Annotated in this window: 21 protein-coding genes and 1 pseudogene; 10 read left to right on the plus strand and 12 right to left on the minus strand. The window is 65.3% G+C overall.

The genetic code is table 11. The features are described 5' to 3' along the window. Window positions 1–374: 374 nt before the first annotated feature. Window positions 375–6,269 carry an excinuclease ABC subunit UvrA gene (gene uvrA, locus JYG37_RS30520; RefSeq protein WP_213346951.1) on the plus strand — a complete coding sequence of 1,965 codons (5,895 nt, stop codon included), beginning with the start codon at window positions 375–377 and terminating at the stop codon, window positions 6,267–6,269. Window positions 6,270–6,358: 89 nt separating this feature from the next. Here the strand turns inward: uvrA and JYG37_RS30525 are convergent, their stop codons facing one another. From JYG37_RS30525 to JYG37_RS30555, 7 genes are all read right to left on the minus strand, one after another. Continuing rightward, on the minus strand, window positions 6,359–7,300 hold the full coding sequence (locus JYG37_RS30525; protein WP_209924242.1) for an amino acid ABC transporter substrate-binding protein: 942 nt from the start codon (window positions 7,298–7,300) through the stop codon (window positions 6,359–6,361). A 13-nt stretch (window positions 7,301–7,313) separates the two neighbouring features. Continuing rightward, a complete protein-coding gene (locus JYG37_RS30530; RefSeq protein WP_213346954.1) occupies window positions 7,314–8,621 on the minus strand; it encodes a dicarboxylate/amino acid:cation symporter in 1,308 nt (435 codons plus the stop codon). A 403-nt stretch (window positions 8,622–9,024) separates the two neighbouring features. Then, window positions 9,025–9,759, minus strand: coding sequence for an ABC transporter substrate-binding protein (locus tag JYG37_RS30535; RefSeq protein WP_124630086.1), 735 nt, complete (start codon window positions 9,757–9,759; stop codon window positions 9,025–9,027). Between the two features lie 285 nt (window positions 9,760–10,044). Continuing rightward, window positions 10,045–10,257: a 30S ribosomal protein S21 gene (gene rpsU, locus JYG37_RS30540; RefSeq protein WP_050013514.1), complete on the minus strand. Its 213-nt coding sequence runs from the start codon at window positions 10,255–10,257 to the stop codon at window positions 10,045–10,047. Window positions 10,258–10,292: 35 nt separating this feature from the next. Further along, window positions 10,293–10,502, minus strand: coding sequence for a hypothetical protein (locus JYG37_RS30545; protein WP_050013513.1), 210 nt, complete (start codon window positions 10,500–10,502; stop codon window positions 10,293–10,295). Between the two features lie 46 nt (window positions 10,503–10,548). Next, window positions 10,549–10,833 (minus strand): hypothetical protein, encoded by a 285-nt coding sequence (locus JYG37_RS30550; protein ID WP_050013644.1) that lies wholly within the window; start codon window positions 10,831–10,833, stop codon window positions 10,549–10,551. Between the two features lie 259 nt (window positions 10,834–11,092). Then, a complete protein-coding gene (locus JYG37_RS30555) occupies window positions 11,093–11,377 on the minus strand; it encodes a hypothetical protein (RefSeq protein ID WP_050013512.1) in 285 nt (94 codons plus the stop codon). 297 nt (window positions 11,378–11,674) lie between these two features. Between JYG37_RS30555 and JYG37_RS30560 the strand changes: the two genes are divergently transcribed. The 3 genes from JYG37_RS30560 to JYG37_RS30570 are packed head-to-tail and all read left to right on the plus strand — an operon-like array spanning window position 11,675 to window position 14,305. After that, a complete protein-coding gene (locus tag JYG37_RS30560; RefSeq protein ID WP_089490070.1) occupies window positions 11,675–12,637 on the plus strand; it encodes a chromate resistance protein ChrB domain-containing protein in 963 nt (320 codons plus the stop codon). A 19-nt stretch (window positions 12,638–12,656) separates the two neighbouring features. Beyond that, window positions 12,657–13,829, plus strand: coding sequence for a chromate transporter (locus JYG37_RS30565; protein WP_050013511.1), 1,173 nt, complete (start codon window positions 12,657–12,659; stop codon window positions 13,827–13,829). Between the two features lie 14 nt (window positions 13,830–13,843). Continuing rightward, the gene (locus tag JYG37_RS30570) at window positions 13,844–14,305 is read left to right on the plus strand and encodes a chromate resistance protein ChrB domain-containing protein (RefSeq protein WP_124630201.1); all 462 of its coding nucleotides are present in this window, start codon (window positions 13,844–13,846) and stop codon (window positions 14,303–14,305) included. Window positions 14,306–14,607: 302 nt separating this feature from the next. Here the strand turns inward: JYG37_RS30570 and JYG37_RS30575 are convergent, their stop codons facing one another. The 3 genes from JYG37_RS30575 to JYG37_RS30585 form a co-directional block, all read right to left on the minus strand. Continuing rightward, window positions 14,608–15,765, minus strand: coding sequence for a DUF4382 domain-containing protein (locus JYG37_RS30575; protein WP_213346956.1), 1,158 nt, complete (start codon window positions 15,763–15,765; stop codon window positions 14,608–14,610). Window positions 15,766–16,108: 343 nt separating this feature from the next. Next, on the minus strand, window positions 16,109–17,005 hold the full coding sequence (locus JYG37_RS30580; RefSeq protein ID WP_213346958.1) for an oxidoreductase: 897 nt from the start codon (window positions 17,003–17,005) through the stop codon (window positions 16,109–16,111). After that, window positions 16,992–18,221, minus strand: a complete 1,230-nt coding sequence (locus JYG37_RS30585; RefSeq protein WP_213346960.1) for an MFS transporter — start codon at window positions 18,219–18,221, stop codon at window positions 16,992–16,994. The genes JYG37_RS30580 and JYG37_RS30585 overlap by 14 nt, the downstream gene beginning before the upstream one ends. Before the next feature lie 138 nt (window positions 18,222–18,359). On the opposite strand from JYG37_RS30585, the gene gcvA reads away from it, so the two are divergent. Continuing rightward, window positions 18,360–19,292 carry a transcriptional regulator GcvA gene (gene gcvA, locus JYG37_RS30590; protein WP_050013506.1) on the plus strand — a complete coding sequence of 311 codons (933 nt, stop codon included), beginning with the start codon at window positions 18,360–18,362 and terminating at the stop codon, window positions 19,290–19,292. Between the two features lie 73 nt (window positions 19,293–19,365). On the opposite strand, the gene JYG37_RS30595 is transcribed toward gcvA, so the two are convergent. Together JYG37_RS30595 and JYG37_RS30600 are read right to left on the minus strand one after the other, a co-directional pair. Beyond that, window positions 19,366–20,532 (minus strand): porin, encoded by a 1,167-nt coding sequence (locus JYG37_RS30595; protein WP_050013642.1) that lies wholly within the window; start codon window positions 20,530–20,532, stop codon window positions 19,366–19,368. Window positions 20,533–21,273: 741 nt separating this feature from the next. Beyond that, window positions 21,274–21,738 (minus strand): GNAT family N-acetyltransferase, encoded by a 465-nt coding sequence (locus tag JYG37_RS30600; RefSeq protein WP_050013505.1) that lies wholly within the window; start codon window positions 21,736–21,738, stop codon window positions 21,274–21,276. 149 nt (window positions 21,739–21,887) lie between these two features. Here JYG37_RS30600 and JYG37_RS30605 point away from each other — a divergent pair, with 149 nt between their 5' ends. The 5 genes and pseudogenes from JYG37_RS30605 (at window position 21,888) to nosR (ending at window position 26,428) form a co-directional block, all read left to right on the plus strand. Continuing rightward, entirely contained in the window at window positions 21,888–22,550 is a 663-nt protein-coding gene (locus JYG37_RS30605) for a GntR family transcriptional regulator (RefSeq protein WP_050013504.1), read from the plus strand. Next, complete coding sequence (locus JYG37_RS30610) at window positions 22,534–23,772, plus strand: dicarboxylate/amino acid:cation symporter (RefSeq protein WP_185727922.1); 1,239 nt, start codon at window positions 22,534–22,536, stop codon at window positions 23,770–23,772. Before JYG37_RS30605 ends, JYG37_RS30610 begins: the two co-directional genes overlap by 17 nt. 166 nt (window positions 23,773–23,938) lie before the next feature. Further along, complete coding sequence (locus JYG37_RS30615) at window positions 23,939–24,343, plus strand: hypothetical protein (RefSeq protein WP_050013502.1); 405 nt, start codon at window positions 23,939–23,941, stop codon at window positions 24,341–24,343. Between the two features lie 335 nt (window positions 24,344–24,678). After that, window positions 24,679–24,894, plus strand: a pseudogene (locus JYG37_RS34940) (GNAT family N-acetyltransferase); the annotation flags it as partial. A 121-nt stretch (window positions 24,895–25,015) separates the two neighbouring features. Then, complete coding sequence (gene nosR / locus JYG37_RS30625; protein WP_124630094.1) at window positions 25,016–26,428, plus strand: response regulator c-di-GMP phosphodiesterase, NosR family; 1,413 nt, start codon at window positions 25,016–25,018, stop codon at window positions 26,426–26,428. Window positions 26,429–26,461: the final 33 nt, after the last annotated feature.

Below are 26,461 nucleotides of genomic sequence, written 5' to 3' on the forward strand. Positions count from 1 at the left end.
GCTTTTTGATGCGATTGAAACAAACGGTTAAGGAATATAAGTCATCGGTAATGAACAAGATTGTGACATTTTGTGAATTCATCGTATGAATTGCGCGCCCGGTAAAAAGAGACGGACCCATCTTTTTTGAAGGAATTTTTTACTTGCCCATGCAACGGGCCGATAGATCGAATCGCGATTTCGGGCCACCGGTACGCAACATGTCGGGGCCAGACGGCCGTCGTGCCGATGGCAGCAGCCGTCAATGGAAAACTGTATGAATGTACAGTATAGTATTCGTCGAACTCGATCGGCGCGGGCATCACCCGTGCTGCATCCGCCGCGGCGCGGCGGCACAGTGAATTCCGGCTAACTCATTCAGACGGGCAGGCAAATTGTCATCCAGCACTCTGATCCGCATTCGCGGAGCACGTCAGCACAACCTCAAGAATCTCGATCTCGATCTGCGCACCGGCGAAATGACGGTCGTCACCGGCCCGTCCGGCTCCGGCAAGTCGAGTCTCGTGTTCGACACGCTGTACGCGGAAGGCCAGCGGCGCTACGTCGAAACCTTCAGCGCGTATGCGCGGCAGTTCCTCGACCGGATGGATCGCCCGCAGGTCGAGCGCGTCGACGGCGTGCCGCCCGCGATCGCGATCGACCAGACCAACCCGGTGCGCAGTTCGCGCTCGACCGTCGGCACGATGACCGAGCTGAACGATCACCTGAAGCTGCTGTACGCGCGCGCGGCCGAGCTGTTCGACCGCAAGACCGCGCGGCAGGTGCGGCACGACACGCCTGAAACGATCTACGCGGAACTCGTCGCGCGTACGCAGGCGGACGATCCGCGCGTCGTCGTCACGTTCCCGGTCGAATTGCCGGAAGCGGTGTCCGACGAGGAAATCGCGCAGTGGCTGTCGGCGAGCGGCTACACGCGCGTGCAGGCGCAGCGCGAAGTCGCGTCGCCCACCGGGCCGCGCAAGCTGCTCGACGTGGTGGCCGACCGCTTCCGCGTGCAGCAGGCCGACAAGGTGCGCGTGGTCGAGGCGATCGAGGCGTCGCTGAAGCGCGGCGGTGGCCGCGTGAACGTGTATGTGCTCGCGCCCGAAGCGGAAAACGCAGTGGCGGAGCCGGTGATCTGGCGTTTCTCCACCGGGCTGCACGATCCCGACAGCGACTTGCGCTACGCGGAGCCGCAAGCCGCGCTGTTCTCGTTCAACTCCGCATACGGCGCGTGCGAAACGTGCCGCGGCTTCGGCCGCGTGATCGGCGTCGATCTCGGCCTCGTGATTCCCGACGCGCGCAAGACGCTGCGCGGCGGCGCAGTCAAGCCGATGCAGACGCCTGCGTGGAAAGAGTGCCAGGACGACCTGATGCGCTACGCGGCGAAGGCCGGCATCCGGCGCGACGTCGCGTGGTCCGAGCTGACGGACGCCGAGCGCGACTGGGTCGTCAACGGTTCGCCGGACTGGAACGGCAAGTGGCAGAGCCAGTGGTACGGCGTGAAGCGCTTCTTCGGCTACCTCGAATCGAAGGCGTACAAGATGCACATCCGCGTGCTGCTGTCGAAATACCGCAGCTACACGCCGTGCGACCTGTGCGGCGGCGCGCGCCTGAAGACGGAATCGCTGCAATGGCGGCTCGGCTCGAAAGAGAATGCCGACGGCGTGCTCGCGCCGGCCGATCGCTTCATGCCGCGCGGCGTCGACTGGAGCCGCGCGCAGCTCGAAGCGCTGCCGGGCCTGACCGTGCACGACCTGATGCTGCTGCCGATCGAGCGCATCCGCCGCTTCTTCGACGATATCGTTCTGCCGAGCGCGCTGCTCGACGATGCGCTGAAGCTGCTGCTCGCCGAAGTGCGCACGCGCCTGAAATACCTGTGCGACGTCGGGCTCGGCTACCTGACGCTCGATCGCCAGAGCCGCACGCTGTCGGGCGGCGAGGTGCAGCGGATCAACCTGACGACCGCGCTCGGCACGTCGCTCACGAAAACCCTGTTCGTGCTCGACGAGCCGAGCATCGGGCTGCATCCGCGCGATCTCACGCGGATCGTCGAGGCGATGCAGCGGCTGCGCGACGCGGGCAATACGTTGGTCGTGGTCGAGCACGATCCGTCGGTGATGCTCGCGGCCGATCGATTGATCGACATGGGGCCCGGCCCGGGCGAGCGCGGTGGCACGATCGTGTACGACGGCACGCCGGGCGACATTCGTTCCGCGCACACGCTGACGGGCGAGTATCTCGGCGGCCGCAAGCAGGTCGCGCATGCGTCGAACTGGGCGCGTCGCCCGGTCGACGCGAACACGCCGCGCATCGTGCTCGAAGGCGCGACCGAGCACAACCTGCGCGACGTGACGGTCGAGATTCCGCTGCAGCGGCTCGTCTGCGTGACGGGCGTGTCCGGCTCCGGCAAATCCACGCTGCTGCAGGACGTGCTGTATCCGGCGATGGCGCGGCACCACGGCAAGGCGACCGAATCGCCGGGCGCGTACCGCAGCCTCACGGGCGCCGACCAGGTCGGCGACGTCGTGTTCGTCGACCAGTCGCCGATCGGCAAGACCACGCGCTCGAACCCGGCGAGCTACGTCGGCGCGTTCGACGAAATCCGCAAGCTGTTCGCGAAGGCGCCGCTCGCGCTGCAGCGCGGCTACGGCGCGGGCACGTTCAGCTTCAACTCGGGCGACGGCCGTTGCCCGACCTGCGGCGGCTCGGGCTTCGAACATATCGAAATGCAGTTCCTGAGCGACGTCTACCTGCGCTGCCCGGATTGCGACGGCAGCCGCTATCGTGCCGAAATCCTCGAAGTGCGCATCGAGCGCGACAGCCGTGCGCTGAACATCGCCGACGTGCTCGATCTCACCGTCAGCGAAGCGGCCGCGTTCTTCGCGACCGATGCCGAGGTGCTGCGCGTGTTGCAGCCGATCGTCGACGTCGGCCTCGAATACGTGAAGCTCGGCCAGCCGGTGCCGACGCTGTCGGGCGGCGAAGCGCAGCGCCTGAAGCTCGCCGGCTTCCTCGCCGAATCGGCGGCGGCGGCCAACGGGCGCCGGGTCGCGACGGAAGAGGCGCGCATCGCACGCGCGAAGCTGTTCATGTTCGACGAGCCGACCACCGGCCTGCACTTCGACGACATCGCGAAGCTGATGCAGGCGTTCGGCAAGCTGCTCGCGGCCGGCCATTCGCTGATCGTGATCGAGCACAACCTCGACGTGATCCGCGCGGCCGACTGGCTGATCGATCTCGGCCCGGAAGGCGGCGACGGAGGCGGCCTCGTGCTGTGCGCGGGCACGCCCGACGACGTGAAGGCGTGCGCCGAATCGCATACCGGCGTGGCGCTGCTGCAGTACGACCGCGAGATGGATGGCGACGCAGTGCGCGCCGACGAAGGTGTACCGCTGCAGGCCGTGCTGAACGCGGCGCGCGCGCGCCGGGCGATCGAAGGCGAGGACGTCGTGCGCATCGTCAACGCGCGCGAGCACAATCTGAAGGCGCTCGACGTCGACATCCCGCACGGCAAGTTCAACGTGATCACCGGCGTGTCGGGGTCCGGCAAGTCGACGCTCGCGTTCGACATCCTGTTCCACGAAGGCCAGCGCCGCTATCTCGAATCGCTGAACGCGTATGCGCGCTCGATCGTGCAGCCGGCCGGCCGCCCCGAGGTCGACGCGGTGTACGGCATTCCGCCGACCGTCGCGATCGAGCAGCGGCTGTCGCGCGGCGGCCGCAAGAGCACGGTCGCGACCACGTCCGAGGTATGGCACTTCCTGCGGCTGCTGTATGTGAAGCTCGGCCTGCAGCACTGCATCCACGACGGCACGCCGGTCACGTCGCAGTCCGTCGAATCGATCGCCGCGCAACTGCTGCGCGATCATCGCGGCGAACACGTGGGGCTGCTCGCGCCGCTCGTCGTCAACCGCAAGGGCGTATATACGGATCTCGCGAAGTGGGCGAAGGCGCGCGGCAGCACGCATCTGCGCGTCGACGGCGAATTCGTCACGGTCGACCCGTGGCCGAAGCTCGACCGCTTCCGCGAGCACACGATCGAATTGCCGGTGGCCGATCTCGTCGTGTCGCCGGACAACGAGGCCGAGTTGCGGCGCAGGCTCGACGAGACGCTCGAGCTCGGCAAGGGCGTGATGCACCTGCTCGCGCCGCTCGACGGGTTGCACCACGCGATGCAGAACGATCATTCGACCGCGCAGGTCGGCGCGGTCAAGGTGCTGTCGGTCAAGCGCGCGTGCCCGGTGTGCGGCACGAGCTATCCGGAGCTCGACCCGCGGATGTTCTCGTACAACAGCAAGCACGGCTGGTGCACGACCTGCGTCGGCACCGGCGTCACGCTCACGCGCGAACAGCGCGCCGCATACGACGACACGGTGCTCGCCGGCGACGATCGCGGCCGCGAGCAAACCTTGCCGTCGGACGAGCAGGAGCCGGAAGGCGTCGGCAACGAGCCCTGTCCGGATTGCCAGGGCACGCGGCTGAACCCGTCCGCGCGCGCGGTCACGTTCGACGCGCATCCGATCGTCGAGGTCGCGCAGTGGACGGTGTCGGACACGCGCCGCTGGATCGACGCGCTCGAACTCACCGGGCGCGACGCGCAGATCGCGCGCGACATCGTCAGCGAGATCGGCAGCCGCCTCGCGTTTCTCGAGGAAGTCGGGCTCGGCTACCTGAGCCTCGACCGCGCGGCGCCGAGCCTGTCGGGCGGCGAAGCGCAGCGGATCCGGCTGGCCGCGCAGCTCGGCAGCAACCTGCAGGGCGTCTGCTACGTACTCGACGAGCCGACGATCGGCCTGCATCCGCGCGACAACCAGATCCTGCTCGACGCATTGCGCAAGCTCGGCGACAAGGGCAATACGCTGGTCGTCGTCGAGCATGACGAGGACACGATCCGCCGTGCCGATCACATCATCGACATCGGCCCGGGCGCAGGCAAGCGCGGCGGCAAGCTGGTCGCCGAAGGCGCGGTGGGCGATCTGGCCGCGCAGCCGGATTCGGTCACGGGGCGCCTGCTCGCGCAGCCGATGCTGCACCCTCTGCAGCCACGCCGCAGCGTGAGCCTGCCGGGCAAGAAGGGCGGTGAAGCCGTGCCGGAAGCGTGGCTGACCGTGCATGGCGCGAGACTGCACAACCTGCGCGACGTCACGGTCGGCATTCCGCTCGCGCGGCTCGTCGCGGTGACGGGCGTCAGCGGCTCGGGCAAGTCGACGCTCGCGCGCGACGTGCTGATGACGAACCTGCTCGACGCGGTCGGCCGGTCGGTACTGTCGTCGCCGGCCACGCGGCGTGCGCGCAAGGCCGCGCAGCAGGACGCGCCGGCCACCAACCGCCGTTCGAGCGTGCTCGCGCGCAGCGCACCGCGGCCGTCGCTGAACGTCACGCATGCGTGGCAGGGCTGCGAGTCGCTGAGCGGCTGGGAGCAGATCGATCGCGTGCTCGAAGTCGACCAGACGCCGATCGGCAAGACGCCGCGTTCGTGCCCGGCCACCTACATCGGCGTGTGGGACACGATCCGCAAGCTGTTCGCGGATACGCTCGAAGCGCGCGCCCGCGGCTATACGGCGTCGCGTTTCTCTTTCAATACCGGCGACGGGCGTTGCCCCGCGTGCGAAGGGCAAGGCGTGCGCACGATCGGCATGAGCTTCCTGCCCGACGTGAAGGTGCCGTGCGACGTGTGCCACGGGCAGCGTTTCAATCCGGAAACGCTCGCCGTCACGTGGCGCGGCCGGAACATCGGCGACGTGCTGACGATGGAGATCGACGAGGCGGTGGAATTTTTCGCGCCGATCTCGAACATCGCGCATCCGTTGCAACTGATGAAGGATGTCGGGCTCGGCTACCTGACGCTCGGCCAGCCGTCGCCGACGCTGTCCGGCGGCGAGGCGCAGCGCATCAAGCTCGTCACCGAACTGACGAAGGTGCGCGACGACATCACGCGCCGCGGGCAGAAGGCGCCGCACACGCTGTACGTGCTCGACGAGCCGACGGTCGGCCTGCACATGGCCGACGTCGCGAAGCTGATTCGCGTGCTGCATCGGCTGGTCGACGGCGGGCATAGCGTGGTCGTGATCGAGCATGACCTCGACGTGATCGCGGAAGCCGACTGGATCATCGATCTCGGGCCGGAAGGCGGCGTGGGCGGCGGCACGATCGTCGCGGCGGCGCCGCCAGAAGGGCTCGCGAAGGTGAGCGCGAGCCATACCGGGCAGGCGCTGAAGCCGGTGCTGGCGCGAACGGCCAGCGAAGGTGCGGAAGCGGCGCAGCAGGGCGCGGCGCGGGTCGGCTGAACACGCTGCACCCGGCAAGCGGCCCCGGTGCCGGGTGAGGCATCGGGGCCGCTCTCGTTTCGTCATTCATGTCGACGATGGCGCGGCGCTCAATTCCCGTTGACGCCGATCGCCTCGATGATCGTCTCCAGTTGCGGGCTCATCGGCAGGTTGAGACTCAAGCCCGACGGAAGCGGACGCAGGAACCAGCGCTTGTACTGCCGCGCGATCTCGCCGTCGGCGGCCAGTTCCTGGAACGTGGTTTTCACGACCTGCGCGAGCTGCGGATCGTCCTTGCGGAACATGATGCCGTACGGGTCGTAGGACAGAAAATCGCCCACCACGTCGTACTGGCCGCCCTTGCTCGCGTTCTCGGCGATCAGGCCGTACAGCAGCACGTCGTCCGTCGCGAACGCGTCGGCGCCGCCGTTCGCGACGAGCGCGAAGCCCTGCGCATGATCGGGCACCACCTGGAGCTGGATCCCGAGCCTGAACCGCTCGTTCAGGTCGCGCAGCGCCTTCTCGTTGGTCGTACCGGCCGTCACCGCGACCTTCTTGCCTGCGAGATCGCGGAACGAGCGGATCGGCGCGCCGCGTTTCACCATCACCTTCGTGCCGGCCACGAAGAAGATCGGCGAGAACGCCACGCGCTTCTGGCGCTCGAGGTTGCTGGTCGTGGAGCCGCATTCCAGATCGACCTTGCCGCTGACCACCGCGTCGATGCGGTTGTCGGACGTGACCGGCACCCAGCGGATCGTCAGGCTCTTGTTGATCGCATCCTCGATCGACGACACGAGCGCCTTGCACAGCTCGATCGAATAGCCGATCGGCTGGTTGCGCGCGTTCAGGTACGAGAACGGGATCGACGCGTCGCGATAACCGAGCGCGATCGTGCCGCTGCCGCGCACCTTCGCGAGCGTGCCGGTCAGTTGGGCCGGCGCGAACGGTTCGACGCGCGGCAGCGTCGAGGGTGCATCTTCCGCGTGCGTGGTCGCGCCCGCGGCAAGCAGGCCCGCGAGCGCGAGCGCACGCCAGAATCGCTGCATCTTCATCGCCGGGCCTCCGTCAGACTTCGGTCGGATGTGCGATCGTCGCTTCCTGTTCCGCTTCGATGCGCGCCGCGTTGGCTTCGGCTTCCGCTTCCGACAGCAGCTGGCCTTCCCATTTCGCGACCACCGCGCTCGCGATCGAATTGCCGACCGCGTTCGTGGCCGAGCGGCCCATGTCGAGGAACGTGTCGACGCCGAGAATCAGCAGCAGGCCGGCCTCCGGCAGCCCGAACTGGTGCAGCGTGGCCGCGATCACGACGAGCGACGCGCGCGGCACGCCGGCCATCCCCTTCGACGTGAGCATCAGCACCAGCAGCATCGTGATCTGCGTGCCGAGCGACAGGTGGATGTTGTACGCCTGTGCGATGAACAGCGACGCGAACGTGCAGTACATCATCGAGCCGTCGAGATTGAACGAGTACCCCATCGGCATCACGAAGCTCGAAATCTTGCGCTTCACGCCGAAGCGGTCGAGCGCGTCGAGGATCTTCGGATACGCGGCTTCGGAGCTGGCCGTCGCGAACGACAGCATGAATGCTTCCTTGATCAGCAGCAGCAGCTTGAACACGCGACGGCCGAGGAACAACAGCCCGGCACACACGAGCAATGCCCAGAGCAGGAACAGGCTGACGTAGAAGTCGCCCATGAACACCGCGAACTTCAGCAGTACCGACAGCCCGTTGACCGCGACGGTCGCGGCCATCGCGGCCATCACCGCGAGCGGCGCGAGCTTCATCACGTAGCCGGTGATCTTGAGCATCACGTGCGACAACTGGTCGATCGCGGCGATGAGGATCTTCCCGCGCTCGCCGCGCGCGGCGAGCGCGACGCCGAAGAACATCGAGAACACGACGATCTGCAGGATTTCGTTGTTCGCCATCGCCTCGGCGAACGACTTCGGCACCATGTGGCCGACGAAATCCTTCAACGTGAACTTGGACGTCGCGAGGTTCGCCGATGCGCCGATGTCCGGCAGCGGCAAGCCGAGATTGTCGCCGGGCCGCAGCAGGTTCGCCATCAGCAGCCCGAGCAGCAGCGAGACCAGCGACGCGGTGACGAACCAGCCGAACGCTTTCGCGAACACGCGTCCGACCGAGGCCGCATCGCCCATGTGCGCGATGCCGACCACCAGCGTGGAGAAGACGAGCGGGCCGATCACCATCTTGATCAGCCGCAGGAACACGTCGGAGACGAGCGAGATGTACCCGGCGATTTCAGCGGCGGCCTTCTTGTCCGGAAAGCTCGTGAAGACCATGTAGCCGATCGCGATGCCTGCCACCATCGCGATCAGGATCCAGACGGCTGCAGCATTCTTTTTTCGCATCGTAAGCCTCCCATGCAGCGGTTTCGCAATCGGGGATGGGAGGACGATACAGGACCAGAATGGCGATGAACAGTGCAACCGGGTTCGGGTTTGCGCTAGCGCCGGGTCGCGGCCGATCGGGCGACGGCGGCTGCGCTGGTGGCGCTTCGTGCCCGAAGCCGGCGCAACCCGCTGCCGGTTTGTGCGGAGCAGCACGTCGCCTGTTCGGCGGTCGCCGGATCGGGACGACCTGCGCCGCTGCGCCATTTGCGCCTGTCCTGTGCCTATAGGCGGGCGATGCTGCGTTGCCGCGACGTTGCACTCGTCATGCGCGCGAGGATCGGGCAGGCGCGTGCTGAAATCGCACGCCTGCGCCGCGAGCCGGACGATCCCGGCGGCCAGCGCGACGGCACGCGGTTTTCGATCAGGCCGCCGGCGCGACCGATGCGCCCGTGATGCGGTGCCGGCGCAGCGAATCGGCGACGAAGCCCGACGCCTTCATCTCCTCGACGAAGGCGCTCAACGCCGCGGCGGCGGCGTCGCCACGGCTCTTCGGCACGCCCATCGCCTGCCGGATCACCATGAAGCGTTCGTCGAGCAGGCGCAGGCCGGGCGTTTTCGCGGCGTCGGTTTCGAGCTGCTGCTTCACGCCGGCCGCCACTTCCAGTTGCTGCTCGACGAACGTCGCCACGACGGCCTGCGACGTCGGTGCGCGCATGATCGTCGCGGCCTTCAGTTCGCGGGTGAGGAACAGGTCGTACGCGCTGCCCTTGCCGACGGCCACGCGGTTGTGCGGCTGGTCGACGTCCGCGTTGGTGCGGATCGGCGATGCGTCCGGCACGAGATAGAAGCCTTCGATCAGCACGTACGGCGCGGTGAACGCGATCGTTTCGCCGCGCAACGGATCGACCGCGAAGAAGCCGAAATCGGCGCGCTCGTCAGTCAGCGCCTGCACCGATTTGCCGGCGGCGTCGAACACCACGAGTTCGAGGTCGACCGACAGGCGCTCGGCGAATGCACGGGCGAGGTCGATCGATACGCCGAACGGTTCGCCCGTTGCCGGGTCGCGGTTCGCGAGGATCGGGTTGCCGAGGTTGATCGAGGCGCGGAGCTTGCCGGTGGGGGTGAAGGCGGAGACGACAGCTGGAGCGATGGGCATGGGCGGACTCGCGGGAGGCGTAGGGTCGGTCGGGTGGCGGGATGCGCGACGGCGCGTCGACGTCGAGCTTATCACCGGACGTCGCGCATCGCGTGTCGCGGGCGTGCCTGCGTGGAGACGATGAGGTCGAGTCGGCCCGCGGCCTTCATGGTCGGTCGCTGCATCCTGTCACGGGGCTGCACACGTCCGCGCAGTCGCAGCTAGACGCCGGACGACGAGCAACACGCGATCAACCCGCGCCGCAGCATGATCGGCAACGACGACGAGGCACTTTTCAACAGCGTGCTAGTACATTTTTCGGGGCGGCAACAGGCGCTTCGCCTGCAAGCGCTGTCGGGCAACGGCGCTGGCTTTTTTCCGCTTGCGCTCCGTCGTCGGCTTCTCGTAGCTCGTGCGACTGCGCAGCTCGCGAATCAGTCCGGTTTTCTCGATGTCGCGCCGGAATCGCCGCAGCGTGACATCGATCGGTTCGTTCAGCTTCGGCGTGATTGTCGTCATGTAGATTCTGTCTGGAAAGAGGTGGGAACGGAAAGCTAGCCGAGCCGCGTCATGACGGCGCTGGCTATCTCGTCGGATTCGAATTCCGAATAGCCTGCGCCGATCGATAGCGCACGTACCGCCATGAACATGTGCAGCTCGGGTTGATGGCACATCGCCGAATCGGCGAGGCCGGCAGGCACGGCGGTGTCGATCCGGGTGACTTCACGCCGGCTGATCAAGCCGAGCAGTTCGTCGATGATCATTTCGACCTCCAAAATACCAACACACTATGTGGCGTTGACGAGCGCGTCAGCACGCGCTGGCGAAGAATCCCTGTTTGCCACGATTGTCGTCGATGATGTTCTCGGCATAGCGCACCGACGCTCGACGTGCGTCACCGGCGTTATCGAACGGGGACGTGTCGCGCAATCTGAAGGTCTGGCTCTGCGTCAGCGTATCGGTGGTGCCGCGCAGGCAAATCTTGACGGCCGCGTCGAACCCGGCATCGTAGTTATGCGGGCTGCCGTTCAGCGCGGCAACGTGAGGATAAATGAGTGGATAAATCTCGAATCCACGATAGACGTGCATGCTCATGACGAACTCCTGGCGTTCGGCCACGACGAGTCGCATGGGCGAACACATCCGGCCGGTATTCCCGTTATGGGGCGGGCCGATGGGTGAAGGGGACAACGTTGCAGCGCGAAGGAGGGGCGATGCAGCAAGCGGGCGGGTGGAGGGGCGAACGGTCAAAGGACGGCTGATCGCGCGGATGAACTCATCATACGCGCATCGTTTGCCGAGCGGTCGATTTATTCCGGGGTTGGCGCACGCACGGGCACGCCCGGCGGCGACGTCAGAGCGTCGTCAGCAACTGCAACTGACGTTCGGTCTCGTTTCCCGCGACCAGCGAAAAGAACCCGGTCTCGCGACGTTCGACGACCGTGAGCCCCTCGCTGTCGGAGAAGACGTTCCACGCGCTGTCGTCGACATGGGCGATCGCGCCGCGCGTGCGCGCGAATGCCAGCAATAGCGGACTCGCCTGGCGGCGCAGCACTTGACGATCCGCATTCAACACATAGGGTGGCCAGCCGGCCCGAAGGACGAGATAGTAAGGAATGGAGCCGGGATCGATTGTCATTGGGGCCGTTTCATGTGTGGGCCTGCGTTTGCCGTCCGGCTGCATTCGGAGCGGTGTCGGCGAAAGCGTGCGATGGAGCGAGGGGCGTTCGCCGTGGCGTGCTTTCAGTTTATGCGTTGAACCGCTCGATTCGCAGGATATCGTCACGATTTCCCGCGGCGTCGGTCCGGCGACGACGCGATCCGGCCGTCAGGCCGAGCGCTCGCTCCGCGCGTCGAGCGGAACTGCCTGCCACCGAAGCGTTGTAGCGATATCTACTGAATTGCAGTGCTCGTGACGGCCCATTATGCTGCCGTCATGAATCCTGCCCCGACGTCGTGGCTCCTGCTGATCGTCAGTCTGCCGACTTCCGGCGCGACTGCGCGCATGCGCATCTGGCGTACCGTCAAGGCGCTCGGCTGCGGCGCGTTGCGCGACGGTGCCTACCTGTTGCCCGCGCATGCCGAGCAGGCGGCGCAGTTGCGCGAGCTGGCCGACGACGCGCGTAACGGCGACGGCCACGCGTGGCTGCTGGACGTCCATGCGGACGATCCCGCGGACGAACAAGCATACAAGTCGCTGTTCGATCGCGCGGGCGATTACGCAGACTGGCTTGCCGAGCTTTCGGAGGCGCGCAAGGCGCTGTCCGATCTGGCGGCAGCCGATCTCAATCGCCTGCAACGCCGCCACGCGCGCACGTACGACGCCATTCGAAGCATCGATTTCTTTCCCGGCGAAACGTCGCTGCGCGCGCAGGCGCAATGGCGGGATTTCACCGCCGCGATCGAAGCGCGGCGCTCTCCCGGCGAGCCGCATGCCGCCCAACGCGGCATTCCCCGTCGCGACCCCGCGCAGTATCAGGGCAGGGTGTGGGCGACGCGCCGTCACCTGTGGGTCGATCGCGTCGCCAGCGCGTGGCTGATTCGGCGTTTCATCGATCCGCATGCGCGCTTCGTGTGGCTGGACAACCTCGCCGATTGTCCGGCTGACGCGCTCGGCTTCGATTTCGACGGCGCGCCGTTCACGCATGTGGGCGATCGCGTGTCGTTCGAGGTCCTGGTCGCGAGCTTCGGGCTTGGCGACAACGACGGACTCGTCCGGCTGGGGGCCATGGTGCATGCGCTGGACGTGGGCGGCGCCACCGTGCCGGAAGCCGCCGGATTCGAGGCCATTCTCGCGGGCGCCCGCAAGCGTCTGGCCGACGACGATGCGTTGCTGATGGAGATCGGCGCGGTACTCGATTCGTTGTACGTGCATTTGCGCGGCAACCGCAAACCCTGACCTCGCTGCCCGCCTCGACATGAATACACATCGCGACCGTCCGGCCTATACGCTGGGGCAACTGATCCTGTACTTCGCGTGGCTCGGCGCGACGGGTTTCGGCGGGCCGGTCGCGCTGGCCGGCTACATGCATCGGGACCTCGTGGACACGCGCCGCTGGATCGCGGACGCGGACTTCAAGGAAGGCCTGGCGCTCGCGCAGTTGGCTCCCGGCCCGCTTGCCGCGCAACTGGCGATCTATCTCGGCTACGTGCACTACCGGATCGTCGGCGCCACGATGGTCGGGATCGCGTTCGTGCTGCCGTCGTTTCTGATGGTGGTGCTGCTCGGCTACGCGTACACGCGCTTCGGCGGCCTGACGTGGATGCAGTCGGTGTTCTACGGCGTCGGCGCGGCGGTGATCGGCATCATCGCGATCAGCGCGCGCAAGCTGACCGCGAAAAGCATCGGTCGCGACAAGCTCCTTTGGGCGATCTATCTCGCGCTGGTCGCCGTGACGGTAATCACGGAATCCGAAGTGGCGTGGCTGTTTCTCGCGGCCGGCGTGCTCGTCTGGTTCACGCGCGCGCCGCCGAGGTGGTTGCGCCAGCGGCGCGTCAATGCGGCCGTGGCGTTGCCCGTGTCCGCCACCGGCGCATGGCTCGGTATCGTCGACTGGCCGCAGCTCGCGCAACTCGCCGTCTTCTTCGCGAAGGCGGGCGCGTTCGTGTTCGGCTCGGGGCTCGCGATCGTGCCGTTCCTCTATGGCGGCGTGGTCACCGAGCACCATTGGCTCAACGAGAAGCAGTTCGTCGACGCCGTGGCGGTCGCGATGATCACGCCGGGCCCGGTCGTCATCACGGTCGGCTTCATCGGCTATCTGGTGGCGGGGCTGCCGGGCGCGTGCGTGGCGGCGGCCGGCACGTTCCTGCCGTGCTATCTGTTCACGGTGTTGCCGGCGCCGTACTTCAAGAAGTACGGCAGGCTGCCGGCGATCCTGGCATTCGTCGACGGCGTGACGGCCGCGGCGGTCGGCGCGATCACGGGATCGGTGATCGTGCTCGCCCGGCGTTCGATCGTCGACGTGCCCACCGCGTTGATGGCGCTCGCGACGATCGTGCTGCTGGTCAGGTTCAGGAAGCTGTCGGAGCCCATGGTCGTAGGCGGGGCCGCCGCGATCGGCCTGATCGTGTACCCGCTGTTGCATCACTGATCGTGGAGGCCGCCATGCAATGGATTACGCGACAACGTCCGAAAATCGACCGGGTGGCGTGCCCCTGGCTCATTGCCCGTTTTATCGACGAGACGCCCGAATTTCTGTACGTCCCGCCGGGCGACGTGCTGCGGATCGCCGACGAGACCGGGGCGATTCCGTACGACATTCCGGGCGTGGAGTTGACGCACGTCGGCGAGCAATGCAGCTTCGACGCGTTTCTCGACAAGTATGGTCTGGCTGACGATCGGGCATTGCAGCACATGGCCCGCATCATTCGCGGCGCGGATACGTCGCGGCTCGACCTGACGCCGCAGTCGAGCGGCCTTTATGCGATTTCGCTCGGACTGTCGGACATGTTTGCCGACGATCACGACATGCTCGAGCATGGTCTGGTCATGTACGACGCGCTTTACGCGTGGTGTAGGCATTGTCAGGCCGAAGGCCATGCATGGCCGCCGAAGATGGCGGAGTGACGACGCGGGGAATGGCGGATTCGTCGAACCGTCCGGCTCGCGCGACAGATGAAAAAATGCCCGCGATGCGCGGGCATTTCGTCAACAGTTGCCTTTCTTGGCCTGTCCCGGCGGACAGAATCCATTCCCTGGCCCGCCTTGCGGCGCGACCACGACCGGTGGGCCCGGAACATAGGCGACGCACCCGCTGAGCGCGCCCACCATGCTCGCCGCTGCGAGCACTGCGATCATCCCTTTTTTCACTTCGTTCTCCCGTTGGTAGGAAAGGGCCGTTCGGCCCTTTCGATGATGCGGTCAGCGCGTCAGAAACTGAAGTTGACGTTGGACTGACTGGTCGTTGCGTTCACGTTGGCCGACTGGGTCGCGCCCGATGCCGCGTCGGCCTCGATCGTGTATTGGCCTGCGGCGGCCGGCGCCGCGGTCAACGCGATCGGCAGCGAGCCCGAGTAGGTGCCGACGATCGGTGCAGCCACAGGCACGGACAGCGCATAGGCGCCGGTGTCCATGTTCGCGTTGATCGACGTGATCTCGTACGCGTTCGCGTCGATCGTCTGCAGCGCGCGCACGAAGGCGTTCGCGCTTGCGGTGACCGTACCGCTGACGGTGCTCATCGTCGAGGCCGGCAGCGTGATCGGTGCGGCGGACGCCGACACCGCCGTGGTCGTGTTCACGACCACCGGAACCGAACGGACGATGCCCGACGCGAAGTTGTTCTGCACGATCACGACGTCGTAGTTGCCCTGCGTCGAGCTCTGGATCAGCGGCGACAGCACGAACTTCCCGGAGCTGTCGGCCACCGTGCCGCGGACGACCTTGCCGCCTTGTTCGGCATAGACGGTCGCGCCGGCTTCGGCGGAGGCGACGTAACCGGAGATCGCGCCGCTCACGACGGTCGGGATCGCGGTGACGACGGGTTTCAGCGCGTACGAGCCGTTGCCGCGCTGGACGATCGACTTGCATGCGTTGAAGTCGAGCACGAGATCGACGAGGGTGTTGGGCTGGACCGTGAACGGCTGGATGATCTTGTAACCGCTTTGCGTCGCGCTCGGCGTGGCGAGCGCCTGTTCGGTGCCGCCGGTCGGGACGACCGAGTTGGCGAGGGTGTTGCCTTGATTCTGCGCGAGCACCAGCCGGACTTGCTGATACTGGCCGGCCGGCAGCGCGGTCTGGCCGAGATCGGCGAGCACGCCGTTGGTCAGCGACAGCAGGTCGATCTTCTGCGGCGTCGCGAGGGAAACGGTCGACCAGCCGGCGTCGTTGTCATTGGCGTTCGCGTTGGCGTTGACGCGGACTTGCGAGACGGTGACGTACACGTGGTCGAAGCCGCACGATGGCGCATCCGTCATCGCGACGTGCAGCGTACCGGTTTGCGCACCGCCACCGTCGTCGCCGCCGCCGCAACCGGCGAGAATGAATGGTACGAAGGCAGCGCACAGGGCGCTCTTGATCATGTTGTTCATATGTCACCCCCAGTGGGATCGTTATTGTGGGTGACGGAAGAATAGCCGGGCCGCAGCTCACTATCTGGGTAACTTTGAAACGAACGGTAACGATTTGTTAGGTCGGTCAGTTTTTTCCGGGATTGATGTCGCAGCGGCGCGCGCCGGGGGTGGCGAGGGGCGATTGCTTCCTGCGGAGGCGGGAGTCGGCTCTTTTGTCAGACGTTAGCAGCGCCGAGTTGGGCGCGGGATTCCATGAAGCTGACCATGACGGCAGCCGCGGTGGCATGTGCCATCGACGTCGTGTCCAGCGCGGATTCGGGCGGCTCGGCTGGATCGCCCGTTCCCCGCTATGGGCGAGGCATTAGCCCGGACCATCGCTCGCGGCCGCGAGAAGCGGCACGACCAGATCGCTGATCGGCGTCGGAATGCCGTGCGTGCGTCCGTATCGCTGCACGACGCCATTCCGGCAGTCCCATTCGAGCGGACGGTTGCCTTGCCGGTCGGCAAGAATCGACGTTCCCAAATCGGGCGGAAAGCCATGGAATCCATCGACGATCTCCTGCGGCACTTCCTCGCCGAGCTTCGCCCCCTCCGCACGCGCGACCTCGAGACATTCCCGCAAGTACGCGAGCGACAGGTCGGTGATGTCGCTTCGCGCGAACATGCCGGCGCGGCGACCGGTCAGTACCATCAGCCCCGCCACCGCGTTCTGCAACAGCTTGCGCCACGCGAGCGAGATGAAATCCTCCGCCACCTCGGGCGAGCATCGCGTGCCGCGCAAAGCCGAAACCACCACGTCGCTCGCGGGCGTATCGGGCAGCGTGAGCCGAGGCTTGCCGCGCAGCCACACCGACGTGCCCGATTCGCGTTGCGCGGGAAACCAGACGATCGACGGCACGATCGTGGCGCCGGCCGCATACGGCGCGAAGGCGGCTTTCTGCTCGACGCCGTTTTGCAGCACGCAGACGACGGTATTCGTATCGCATAGCGCGGAGACCCACGGTGCCGCACTCGGTATCTGCGTCGACTTGACCGCCACGAACACGAGGTCGAACCTTTGATTGACGGCTTGCGGATCGGTCAGCACGGGCCCGGGCACGACGATCTCGCCGCCGTCGAAGCGCAACGTCAACTGCGCGTGCGCCGAGCGGCCGCAGATCACCGGCGTACGGCCGGCTTCATGAAGGGCCGCGGCGACGGTCGTTCCGATTGCACCGGGACCGACGAGAGCGACGCGCGGGTAGTCAGGCTTCGTCATGGCGTTCATCCTGTGAGTGGTCTGTCAGATGCGGGCGCAGCGCGAGAGCGAGCGGAAAAATCGCCAGCGCGGTCAACGCGGTCGCATACGTGGCGCCGTGCACACCGATCCGGTCGCCGAGGAAACCGTAGAGGACGGGCGATAACGCGCCCGATGCGATCGTCCCGGTATAGAAAATCGCGAATGCGCGCTCGGTGCGCTCGGGCGCGGACATCTCCGGGACGGTTCCGTACAGCACCGACGACGTGCCGTTGAGCATCATGCCCAGAATCGGCAGCAGCACCATGGTAAGCGTCAACGGAAGATAGATCACCGCGACGATGCACGCGGCCGTACCGCCCTCGGTGAGCAGCACCGTCCTCACCGTCCCCATCCGCGCACCGAGCCAGCCGCACATGAATTTGCCGGCCGCACCGCCAATGAAAACGAGTGCAAGCGCCGTTCCCAGCAGTTGCGGCGAAACGCCCTTTGCCTTCAGCAGGAAAGGCAGGAAGGTAAGCAGTCCCATGCGTACGGCCGTATCGAGCACGCCGATGGAAAACAGCGCGGAGAATCCGCCTCTCCCTGTGCCACTGCGTCGAGCGGGCGCTTGCTCTTTTGCCGTCGTCTGCGCGGCGGCGCGCGGCACGGCCGGAAACCACAGCGCGATGCCGGCGGCCACGACGCAGCCCAGCCCGGCGACGATCCATAGCGCATGACGCCACGGCATCATGGTCACGAGCAGCGAAATGGCGGCCGGCAGCGCGGATTTCCCCAGATCGCCGGAAAAGTTGTAGATGCTCAGCGGACCTCTCGCGTCGCGCCCATAGACGCGGGAGACGGCGCCCGACGCGATCGGATGCTGCGTGCTGGAGCCGACGCCCGAGATCGCGAGCGCGACGCCCAGCCCGAGCAGGCCGCCCGACATGCCCGCGAGCGCATAACCGAGCGCGGCGAGCAGCGTACCGATTGCGAGCGTCGCGCCGCTGCCCAGACGTTGCGCGACACGCCCCGCGGACAACTGCAGCGTTGCCATCGTGCCCGCATAGACGCCGCGCAGGATAGCCAGGGCCGCGAAGTCGAGCCCGAATTCCGACTGCCACACGGGTAGCAGCGCGTAGATCATGTCCGTATAGCCGTCGTGTATGGCGTGCGCAACGCAGGAGAGCCACAGCACGCGCGGCCTCGACGGTGCAGTCTCTCGCGCGACGGGCGGGGAAAAAACGGGCAAGCGCATTGTCATTCTCTCCGTACGAGCGATGCATGGAAGGCGCTCGCGGTGTGGTTTTCAGGCTCGATGTGGCAATTTTATGCCCGGGGCGCCAGCCCTTTCAATTGAGCTAAAATCCCGTCAACAGAGAGAAAAAGTCACGTCATGGACGAAAGCCGAGGTGCTTCGACGCACCGGGACGAACTCCCCCCGCTCAATGCGCTGCGCGCTTTCGATGCGGTTGCGCGGCACGGCAGCTTCGCCGGCGCCGCGGCGGAACTGCACGTCACCCATTGGGCCGTCGGAAAACAGATCCGGTTGCTGGAGGACTGGTTCGGCCTGCCGTTGTTCGATCGTCGTCCGCGTGGCGTCGTGCTCACCGACGAAGGGGCCGCGTTGCTGAGCGACGTCAGCCACGCGTTCGAGCGCCTCGGCACCGCGGTGGTGCGGCTGCGCCACAATCCGTTCGCGCACCGGATATCGGGCGTCGTGCGGGTGAACGTGCCGATGAGCTTTGCGCTGTGCTGGCTGCTGCCGCGGCTCGCCGATTTCCATGCGCGGTACCCCGACATCGACGTCAGGGTGTCGACGACGTCGCGCAAGCTGCGCTATGTCGCCGATGCGTTCGATATCGGCGTTCGCTCCGGTCCCGAGCAAGGCGCGGGCGTCGTCTCGCGTTCGTTGATGCCCGACCCGCGCGTGCCGGCTTGCAATCCCGCCTTGCTGCGCCAGCATCCGATACAGAGCGTGACCGACCTGCGTCATCACACGCTGCTGCATTCGGCCACAACGCGTTCCGCGTGGTCGCACTGGTTGAAGGAAGCGGGTGCGCCCGATCTGCGCGCCGCGCGCCACGTCGAATTCGATCACGTGAATCTTCAGCTGGGCGCGGCGATCGAGGGACTCGGCGTGGCGTTGGCATCGCTGCCGCTGATCGGGCGCGATCTTGCCGAAGGGCGCCTCGTGTGTCCCATCGCATCGCCCGTCTGGCGCGCCGACGACTACATGCTGGTGACGAACGCCGATCGCGCCGACGATGCGGCCGTGTCCGCGTTCGAGGCGTGGATGGAAGGCATGGCGAGTCAGGAGGGCGGCTAGGTTCGCCGATCAGGCCGGGCGAGGTACGACACCGGAGCCATGCCGCCACTGCTCCGGTGTCGCGAGTCGGCGATCAGAAGCCGTGGAACATGCCGATGTTGACCTGAACCTGGTTGCCGCCCGACGACGTGTTGCCGAAGTCGGCAGCGGAAGCCTGCGCACCCTTCGCATGCACGTAGGCGCCCATCGCATACAGCGCGGTACTCTTCGACAGCGAGTACGTCGCACCCAGCGACACCTGGTTGATCGAGGCCATCGTGCGACCCTCGGCCGCTTGCGTGGGCGTGGCTGCGGAACCGTAGACATACGTGTAGCCGGTCGCCAGCGACAGCGCCGGCGTGACGCGGTACTGTAGCAGCGCACCGAGCACGTTGAAGTGGATTGACGGCTGGCCATCGTTGCCCTTGTACTGGGCGTTCGAGTAGCGCAGCCCGGCCGTGTACGGACCGACCTCGTATTGCGCGGCGACTTGCGCGATGCCCGCGCTCTTGAACGCATTGCCGCCGTTGTAGCCCGAACTCGGATAGCCGAGCGCGCCGCCGAAACTCGGTTGGGCGGTTGCGTTCACCCATCCGTTCTCGCCCTGGTTGGCCGCACGGAAGTAGCCGCCGGCGACCGTCAGGCCACCTTGAGCGTAGGTCGCGGCCGCCGACCACGATTGCCCCGAACCCGTTGCACCGGCCACGCCGCCGAACGAGTACGCGGCTTCGGCCTGGAAGCCGTGGATGATCGGCGAAATGTACTTCACCGCGTTGTTCTGGTTCGTCGTGTTGTCGTTGTTGTCGACGTCGCCCGGCGTCGAGAAGGTCGACGCCGAAATGGCGTCGCCCGTCAGGACCTGAACCATTTCCGTCACGGCGTCGAGCTGGCGCCCCATGCGCAACGCGCCGTACTGATTGGACGCGAGGCCCACGTAAGCCTGGCGGTTGAACAGCGAACGCGTGTTACCGATCGGCCCCTGGCCGCCGATGCCGCCCGTCCCGATGTTGAAACCATTCTCGATCTTGAATACCGCCTGCAGGCCGCCGCCGAGATCCTCCTGGCCTCTGAGGCCCCACTTGTTCGAACCCGAGGCGCCGCCATCGAGGCCGTACCGACTGTGGCCATTGATGTTCGACGTGTAACCGATGCCTGCATCGAGCATGCCGTACAGGGTGATCGACGACTGTGCCATTGCTGCCGACGATGCTGCGAAGGCGGCAACAGCGATAACGCTGATGTTGATTTTTTTGTTTTTCATCTGCATTTCACTGTCAGGAGTAGTTTCGGGATGGGGTGAAACGGCTTTCGTCGTATCCGGATGCAGCGGGCGGCGCATGGCCTGCGCGTCGTTTCGGTCGCGACGGCCGGCGTCATGTTCGCCACCTCGTCATGCCGGATCGGCTCACTTCGTGATCCTTACAATTTCCCTTGCTCGGTTGTCGCATCGGTCGTCCTTGCGGACTGGCCAGGCGTCCGGTTCAGCCGCCGGCGACGGGTGCCGATACGGCCTGGTCGCACTTTGCAAGTGGAAGGACCATATCAGGAACATAAATGCCGGTCAAAATTTGTTTGATATAAGTTAATCTCGTCTGATCGTCGGGCGCCTTACGGGATTTCCCCTATAAGAACCGGCACGAAGGCGACGTGTTATCGAGATCCGCGCCATCGCGCTGACGATCTCGACCACGGCAAGCGAATTCAGGTGGGGTGGGGGAGGGAATAATCGGCTTGAAGGGCTGGCACGACGGGCAACGATCATGCAGTCCCGGTTGTAATCGTTCTATTTATTCCCGGGTTGCAATAATCGAAACAGAGAAGGCGATTGTTGAATGTCGGTGCGATTGGCCGCAAGCGGGTTTTCCGCGTGTCGCTGAGCGGCGGATAGTTTTACGCGGGCGAACCGGCTCATGCGGACGTCGGACGAACCGGTTTTCCGGGTCGACAGCCAGCGCCTGACCTCGGCGTCCGATTCCAATCGAACGTCAATCGCGGACGAAACTCAGCATTCGATCCGGCGTTGCATTAAATAGAATTTCATGTCGTCGCGGCCATGCATTGAAATTGGTATCGGGTCCCGCTCAAAGCCGAGCATTTCATAGAACGGGTATGCCGATTCGCGCGCCGTGCACCAGAGCAGCACGCCGCGCTGTTCGCGCACATGGCGAATGGACAGATTGACCAGCAGGCGTCCGAATCCCAGGCCGCGTACCGACGGATCGACGGCCATGCCGCGAAGGCGCCACATTTCAGTGTTCAAAGCGCCGGATTGTGCTTCTTTACACACCGATGCCACCGCAACGATCCTGTCGTTGTCACGAACGGCAAAGTGCATCGTCGTTGGGGCGTGATCTCCGTGTAGCGCGCTTCCCTCTTCATCTCCCGCCATCAGGATGGCGGCCCTGAGGGGATAGGTTTCTTCCGCACGGACGGCACAGATGGTAAAGCGCACATCTTGTGAAATCATATAATTATCGGCTCTCTTCGTAACGCGGATTTTCTTCCAATTCTCTTTCGACATACCCACTCGCAAAATTAGCAGTTGCCGGGCATGGCGAGTAAGGGTAATTTCCTACCTGTTTTGTTTTTTGAATCATACGCTAACTGCGATCACAGATGACGTTGAAAGTATCGACAGATGCAGAACTGGCCTACGACGAGATCCGATCGCGGATCTTTGACGGCCGTCTTGCGCCTGGGCAGAAAGTATCTCACCGAGGCCTGTCGGACGAACTGGGTTTCGGCCAGATGCCGGTGCGCAGCGCATTGCATTTGCTCGAATCCGAAGGGCTGGTCGTCGTGATCGAAAAGAGCGGCACCTATGTCGCGTCGCCGACGACCAGCGATCTTCGCGAAATTTTTGAAATGCGGCTGGCCCTCGAGAGTACCGCAGCGTTTCTCGCAGCGAAGTCCGGCGTAACGGCAGGCCTTCGCGAGGCCGCGGCAAAAATGCGGGAACTGATCGACCGGGACGTCGCGGACATCATGCTCGAGCAACGTATCGGTTGGGTGTTTCATCAAGAGTTGTTTGCTGCCGCACGGAACGTCCGGATCTCGTCGGCGTATGGTTTATTGCGGGCCCAGACCCTGGCCCTGAACGAACTTCCGCGTGGCGACGCGGAAACCGTTCGGCGCGGCACGATCGAGCACCTGCACATCTTTCACGCAATCGAAGCGAACGACGGCGAGCTCGCGCGTCAGCATATGTGGAATCACATCGTTGACGGCACACCGGCACGGATAAAACTGCTAAAGGCACGGCATGAACACGAAAAATAAAGGGCTTTCCCTCCCGATGCAAATGTTTGGCGGACTTGTGCTGGGCGTCGCTTGCGGCGTGTTTGCGCCGGGCTTCGCCGCGAAGCTGGGCTTTCTCAGCACGATGTTCGGCCACGCGATCAAGATGGTCGTCATGCCGTTGATCTTCCTGTCGGTCACGGTCGGGGTCTTCCGTGCGGGCCGGCTTCGCGAGCGGCTTGGCAAGGTCGCCCTGTCCAGTATCGCCTTCTTCATTTTGATGACGGGGCTGGCTGCATCGTGCGGCCTGCTGCTCAACTTTGCATTTCGACCGGGTCTCGGCGCGAGCCTGACTCACTCTGGATCGATGCCCGCCGCGCTTGCTTCCAGCATCGACTGGACGAAATTCCTCGTCGATTTGATCCCCGCGAACATCGTCGCTGCGCTTGCTGCGGGGAATTCGCTCCCGGTGCTCGTTTTCGGCGTCATTTTCGGCGCCGCATTGTCGGCCGCCCCGGAGCGGGCCGAGCCTGCGATTGCCGTTTTCGAGGCGCTGCTGTCGGGGCTGTTCAAGATGATCCAGTGGGTGATCGCATGGTCGCCGCTCGCGATCTTCGCCGCGATCGCGCAGTTGTTGGCAGCCAAGGGCTTTACGGGCGCGCACTCGCTCATCGAGCTGCTGGGCGTGGCCTATCTCGGCATGGCGATTCTGGCGGTCGTGCTGACCATCGTCATTCGCGTCGCCGGTCAGTCGCCGCTCGCCGTGCTCAGGAAGGTGAAGGAGCCGCTGATCCTGGGGTTCACGACGCGTTCGTCCGAAATTACCTATCCGTTGCACCTGAAGAAGCTGGTTGAACTGGGCGTGCCCTATGGCGTGGCGTCCACGATCTTGCCGCTCGCCTATATTTTCAATCGCGACGGCGCGGTGCTCTACACGGCCCTCGCGGTCGGGTATCTGGCCGACGCCTATCACCTCGTCTGGTCCTGGCCGCTGGTGATCACGATTTTGATCTTGACGATCGTCACCATCGACGGAGCAGCCAACGTGCCGTCCGGCGCGATCGTCGCGATCACCATCGTTCTCACGTCGATCGGGTTGCCGGCCGATGCGGTGCTGCTGCTGTTGGGCGTCGACGCGTTTTTCGACATGGGGAGAACCGCGCTCAACGTCTACGGGAGCACGGCGGCCGCGGCCGTGGCGGTGAAGCTTTCCGGTTCGGAGAGTACGGCCGCGGAAACCGTGGCGGGCCGGGCAAGCGTGTAGGGGATCCGGAAGCGACGGGCGGTGCGCGTTTCCATGTTGCGCCCGCCTGTTGCAACGCGCTGGCGTACCGCCACTCGCGCATCCAGGCACGGCGAGAGGGCATTGGATGAGCGCGTGTCTTTATCAAGTTACAGTTAGTAGAACGGCGTATCGTTGCAGGAGAAACATGATGATTGGTTCAGAATCCGCAGATTTTTTCATGCTGCGTTTGGGCACGCCGCATCCGTCGTGGACATTCACCGATGACAGCAACATGATCGGCATTGTCGATTGCGACGGGGTGGTGAGCGCCATGTTCGAGCTGGATCGCAACCAGGTCGCACAGATCAGAGGGCTGGGCCAATCGGTGGAGAGAATCCGGTGTACTTGCGAGCGCGCTGGCCGGGAGCTGCACTTTTATCTCCATGGCAGACAGGTGTCTCAAGGACTGTGGGCCGGCGTCGCGTCGGCCGATCCCGACTATCTGCCGACCGATGCGATGATCGCGACATGGGAAGGGCCGAATTCCGACGATGCGTTGGAGCTTGCGGGCGTGAACGCTCGCGTGGCAGCATCCGTGAGCTTGGCCTAAACTGCGATCACAGATTGTTGCGCGGGGTCGAGCCGGGCGTCCCGATCTTTGGGGCAGGTCGTTTGCCGTCTCCGTCCGTTTGTACACGTACGCCGGTCAATGTATGCGGTTCTGGCACACTCAACCTCGGATCGCCAGAACCTTTTGCTGGCCAGCTTACTGGCCAGCGTTTTTTATTCCTTGAGCCGATCGCATCGGCTCGCTCGCTTGCTTCGCGCTCGCCGATCGACGAGAGGTGTGCCGCCGAAGTCCGTGTTGAGCGAAGATGTCCGGGGGCAGTTCATGCAAGCGCAAGGCATCGAGGCGCGCTGAAGCGATCACGCGTCCTCGATGCCCGGTGGCCCGTGCCCGCGCATCAGCGCAAGGGCATCGGCGCCGCCGTGCTGCGCGCGATCCTGGCGGACGCCGACGCACATCGAATGCCCGTTCGCGTCGGCGCTTTGCGCGGCAGCGATTCGAACCGCTTCTACGAACGGCACGGCTTCGTGCGAACCGACGAAGCGGAATGGGACATCACCTACCGCCGCGAACCGGGCGTGGCAACGACGTAGCAATCGCGTGATGCATTCCGGTTGAAATCGACACGCACGCATTAGCGTTTTCACCAATGTGGAAAACGCGGCACCGGCCGATGTTGCAGAGAGGGCGTAAATAATGGATCCGAGGCCGATTATGACGACATCTGCAACAAACGGCGTGAATGCCGTGCCGCCCGAAACGTCCGACACCGCCGCGGCATCCGGCGACGCGGCGCGCGTACCGTCGATCCTGCTGGTCGACGACGAACCGAACGTGCTGTCCGCGCTCAGGCGCGTGTTCCGGCCCACCGGCTACGACATCGTGACCGCCGACAGCGGCGAGGCCGCGCTCGAGATCCTGGCGTCGACGGAAATCGACCTGATCGTGTCCGACATGCGGATGCCGCGCATGAGCGGCGCGGAATTCCTGGCGCGCGCGCGGGCGCTGTACCCGGACACGATGCGCATTCTGCTGACCGGTTATGCGGAGATCGCGTCGGTCATGCAGGCCGTCAACGAAGGCGGCGTGTATCGCTACCTGAACAAGCCGTGGGACGATCACGACCTGCTGCTGACGATCGAGCACGCGCTGGAGCAGCGCCGTTTGCGCGGCGAAGCGGCCCGGCTGGCGGCGCTGACGGAAGCGCAGAACGAAACGCTGCGCCGTTTCAACACGGATCTCGAAACGCAGGTTCGCGCGCGCACCGAGGAGCTCGGTCAGACGGTGATGTTCCTCGAAGCGGCGCAAAGGGACCTGAAAAGCAGCTTCACGGCGATGGTTCAGGTGTGCGCAAGCATGATCGAGCTGCGCTGCGGGGCCGCGAGCGGGCATGCGATGCGCGTCGGCGAGATCGCGCGCCGGCTCGCGCTCGCCGACGGGATGAGCGAACTGCATGCGCAGGACGTCTATTTCGCGGGGCTGCTGCACGGCATCGGCAAGCTGTCGCTGCCGGACGAATTGCTGCACAAGCCGCTCACGCGGATGACGACGGACGAGCACCGCGTGTTCCAGGAGCATCCGCTGCGCGCGCAGATGGTGCTGACGCCGGTCGCCCAGTTGCACAAGGTCGCGTCGATCGTGCTGCACCAGTACGAGCGCTTCAACGGCCGCGGCACGCCGGATGGGCTGGTCGGCGACGCGATCCCGATCGGGTCGCGGATCGTCGCGATCGCGCGCGATTTCGAAGGGCTGCGCCACGGCGAAATCGGGGCGCCGCATTCGATCGAGCAGGCGATCGACGTGTTGCACTCGCAAGCAGGCGTGCGTTACGACCCGCAACTGGTCGCACGCTTCGTCGAGTTGATGCGGGATCCTGAGAGTCTCGGCATCGCGGCGTCCGTCGCGGAAATCCGGTCGGCTCAACTGCGCGAAGGAATGGAGCTCGCCGACGATCTGCGCACGCATCGCGGCGTGTTGTTGATGACGAAGGGCAGCGTGATGTCCGCGCACCAGATCGAACTCGTGCGCCGCTTCGAAACGCGGGAGGGCACGCCGTTCGACATTCTCGTGCTGGCCCGTCCGGCGGGGCACGCGCACGCCCCCCACGCAGGCGCGCCGCCTGCCTGACGTCGAACGGCGGCCTGATGGCCGCGGTGCGCG

Origin of the sequence: Burkholderia sp. LAS2, assembly GCF_018417615.1 — a bacterium.
In the GTDB taxonomy this organism is placed as follows: Bacteria; Pseudomonadota; Gammaproteobacteria; order Burkholderiales; family Burkholderiaceae; genus Burkholderia; species Burkholderia sola.

Coding starts and splice junctions, on each gene's coding strand:
- JYG37_RS30525 (WP_209924242.1), bottom strand. CDS start 7,300: ATGAAGATGCAGCGATTCTGGCGTGCGCTCGCGCTCGCGGGCCTGCTT.
- JYG37_RS30530 (WP_213346954.1), bottom strand. CDS start 8,621: ATGCGAAAAAAGAATGCTGCAGCCGTCTGGATCCTGATCGCGATGGTG.
- JYG37_RS30535 (WP_124630086.1), bottom strand. CDS start 9,759: ATGCCCATCGCTCCAGCTGTCGTCTCCGCCTTCACCCCCACCGGCAAG.
- rpsU (WP_050013514.1), bottom strand. CDS start 10,257: ATGACGACAATCACGCCGAAGCTGAACGAACCGATCGATGTCACGCTG.
- JYG37_RS30545 (WP_050013513.1), bottom strand. CDS start 10,502: ATGATCATCGACGAACTGCTCGGCTTGATCAGCCGGCGTGAAGTCACC.
- JYG37_RS30550 (WP_050013644.1), bottom strand. CDS start 10,833: ATGAGCATGCACGTCTATCGTGGATTCGAGATTTATCCACTCATTTAT.
- JYG37_RS30555 (WP_050013512.1), bottom strand. CDS start 11,377: ATGACAATCGATCCCGGCTCCATTCCTTACTATCTCGTCCTTCGGGCC.
- JYG37_RS30560 (WP_089490070.1), top strand. CDS start 11,675: ATGAATCCTGCCCCGACGTCGTGGCTCCTGCTGATCGTCAGTCTGCCG.
- JYG37_RS30565 (WP_050013511.1), top strand. CDS start 12,657: ATGAATACACATCGCGACCGTCCGGCCTATACGCTGGGGCAACTGATC.
- JYG37_RS30570 (WP_124630201.1), top strand. CDS start 13,844: ATGCAATGGATTACGCGACAACGTCCGAAAATCGACCGGGTGGCGTGC.
- JYG37_RS30575 (WP_213346956.1), bottom strand. CDS start 15,765: ATGAACAACATGATCAAGAGCGCCCTGTGCGCTGCCTTCGTACCATTC.
- JYG37_RS30580 (WP_213346958.1), bottom strand. CDS start 17,005: ATGACGAAGCCTGACTACCCGCGCGTCGCTCTCGTCGGTCCCGGTGCA.
- JYG37_RS30585 (WP_213346960.1), bottom strand. CDS start 18,221: ATGCGCTTGCCCGTTTTTTCCCCGCCCGTCGCGCGAGAGACTGCACCG.
- gcvA (WP_050013506.1), top strand. CDS start 18,360: ATGGACGAAAGCCGAGGTGCTTCGACGCACCGGGACGAACTCCCCCCG.
- JYG37_RS30595 (WP_050013642.1), bottom strand. CDS start 20,532: ATGAAAAACAAAAAAATCAACATCAGCGTTATCGCTGTTGCCGCCTTC.
- JYG37_RS30600 (WP_050013505.1), bottom strand. CDS start 21,738: ATGATTTCACAAGATGTGCGCTTTACCATCTGTGCCGTCCGTGCGGAA.
- JYG37_RS30605 (WP_050013504.1), top strand. CDS start 21,888: ATGACGTTGAAAGTATCGACAGATGCAGAACTGGCCTACGACGAGATC.
- JYG37_RS30610 (WP_185727922.1), top strand. CDS start 22,534: ATGAACACGAAAAATAAAGGGCTTTCCCTCCCGATGCAAATGTTTGGC.
- JYG37_RS30615 (WP_050013502.1), top strand. CDS start 23,939: ATGATGATTGGTTCAGAATCCGCAGATTTTTTCATGCTGCGTTTGGGC.
- nosR (WP_124630094.1), top strand. CDS start 25,016: ATGACGACATCTGCAACAAACGGCGTGAATGCCGTGCCGCCCGAAACG.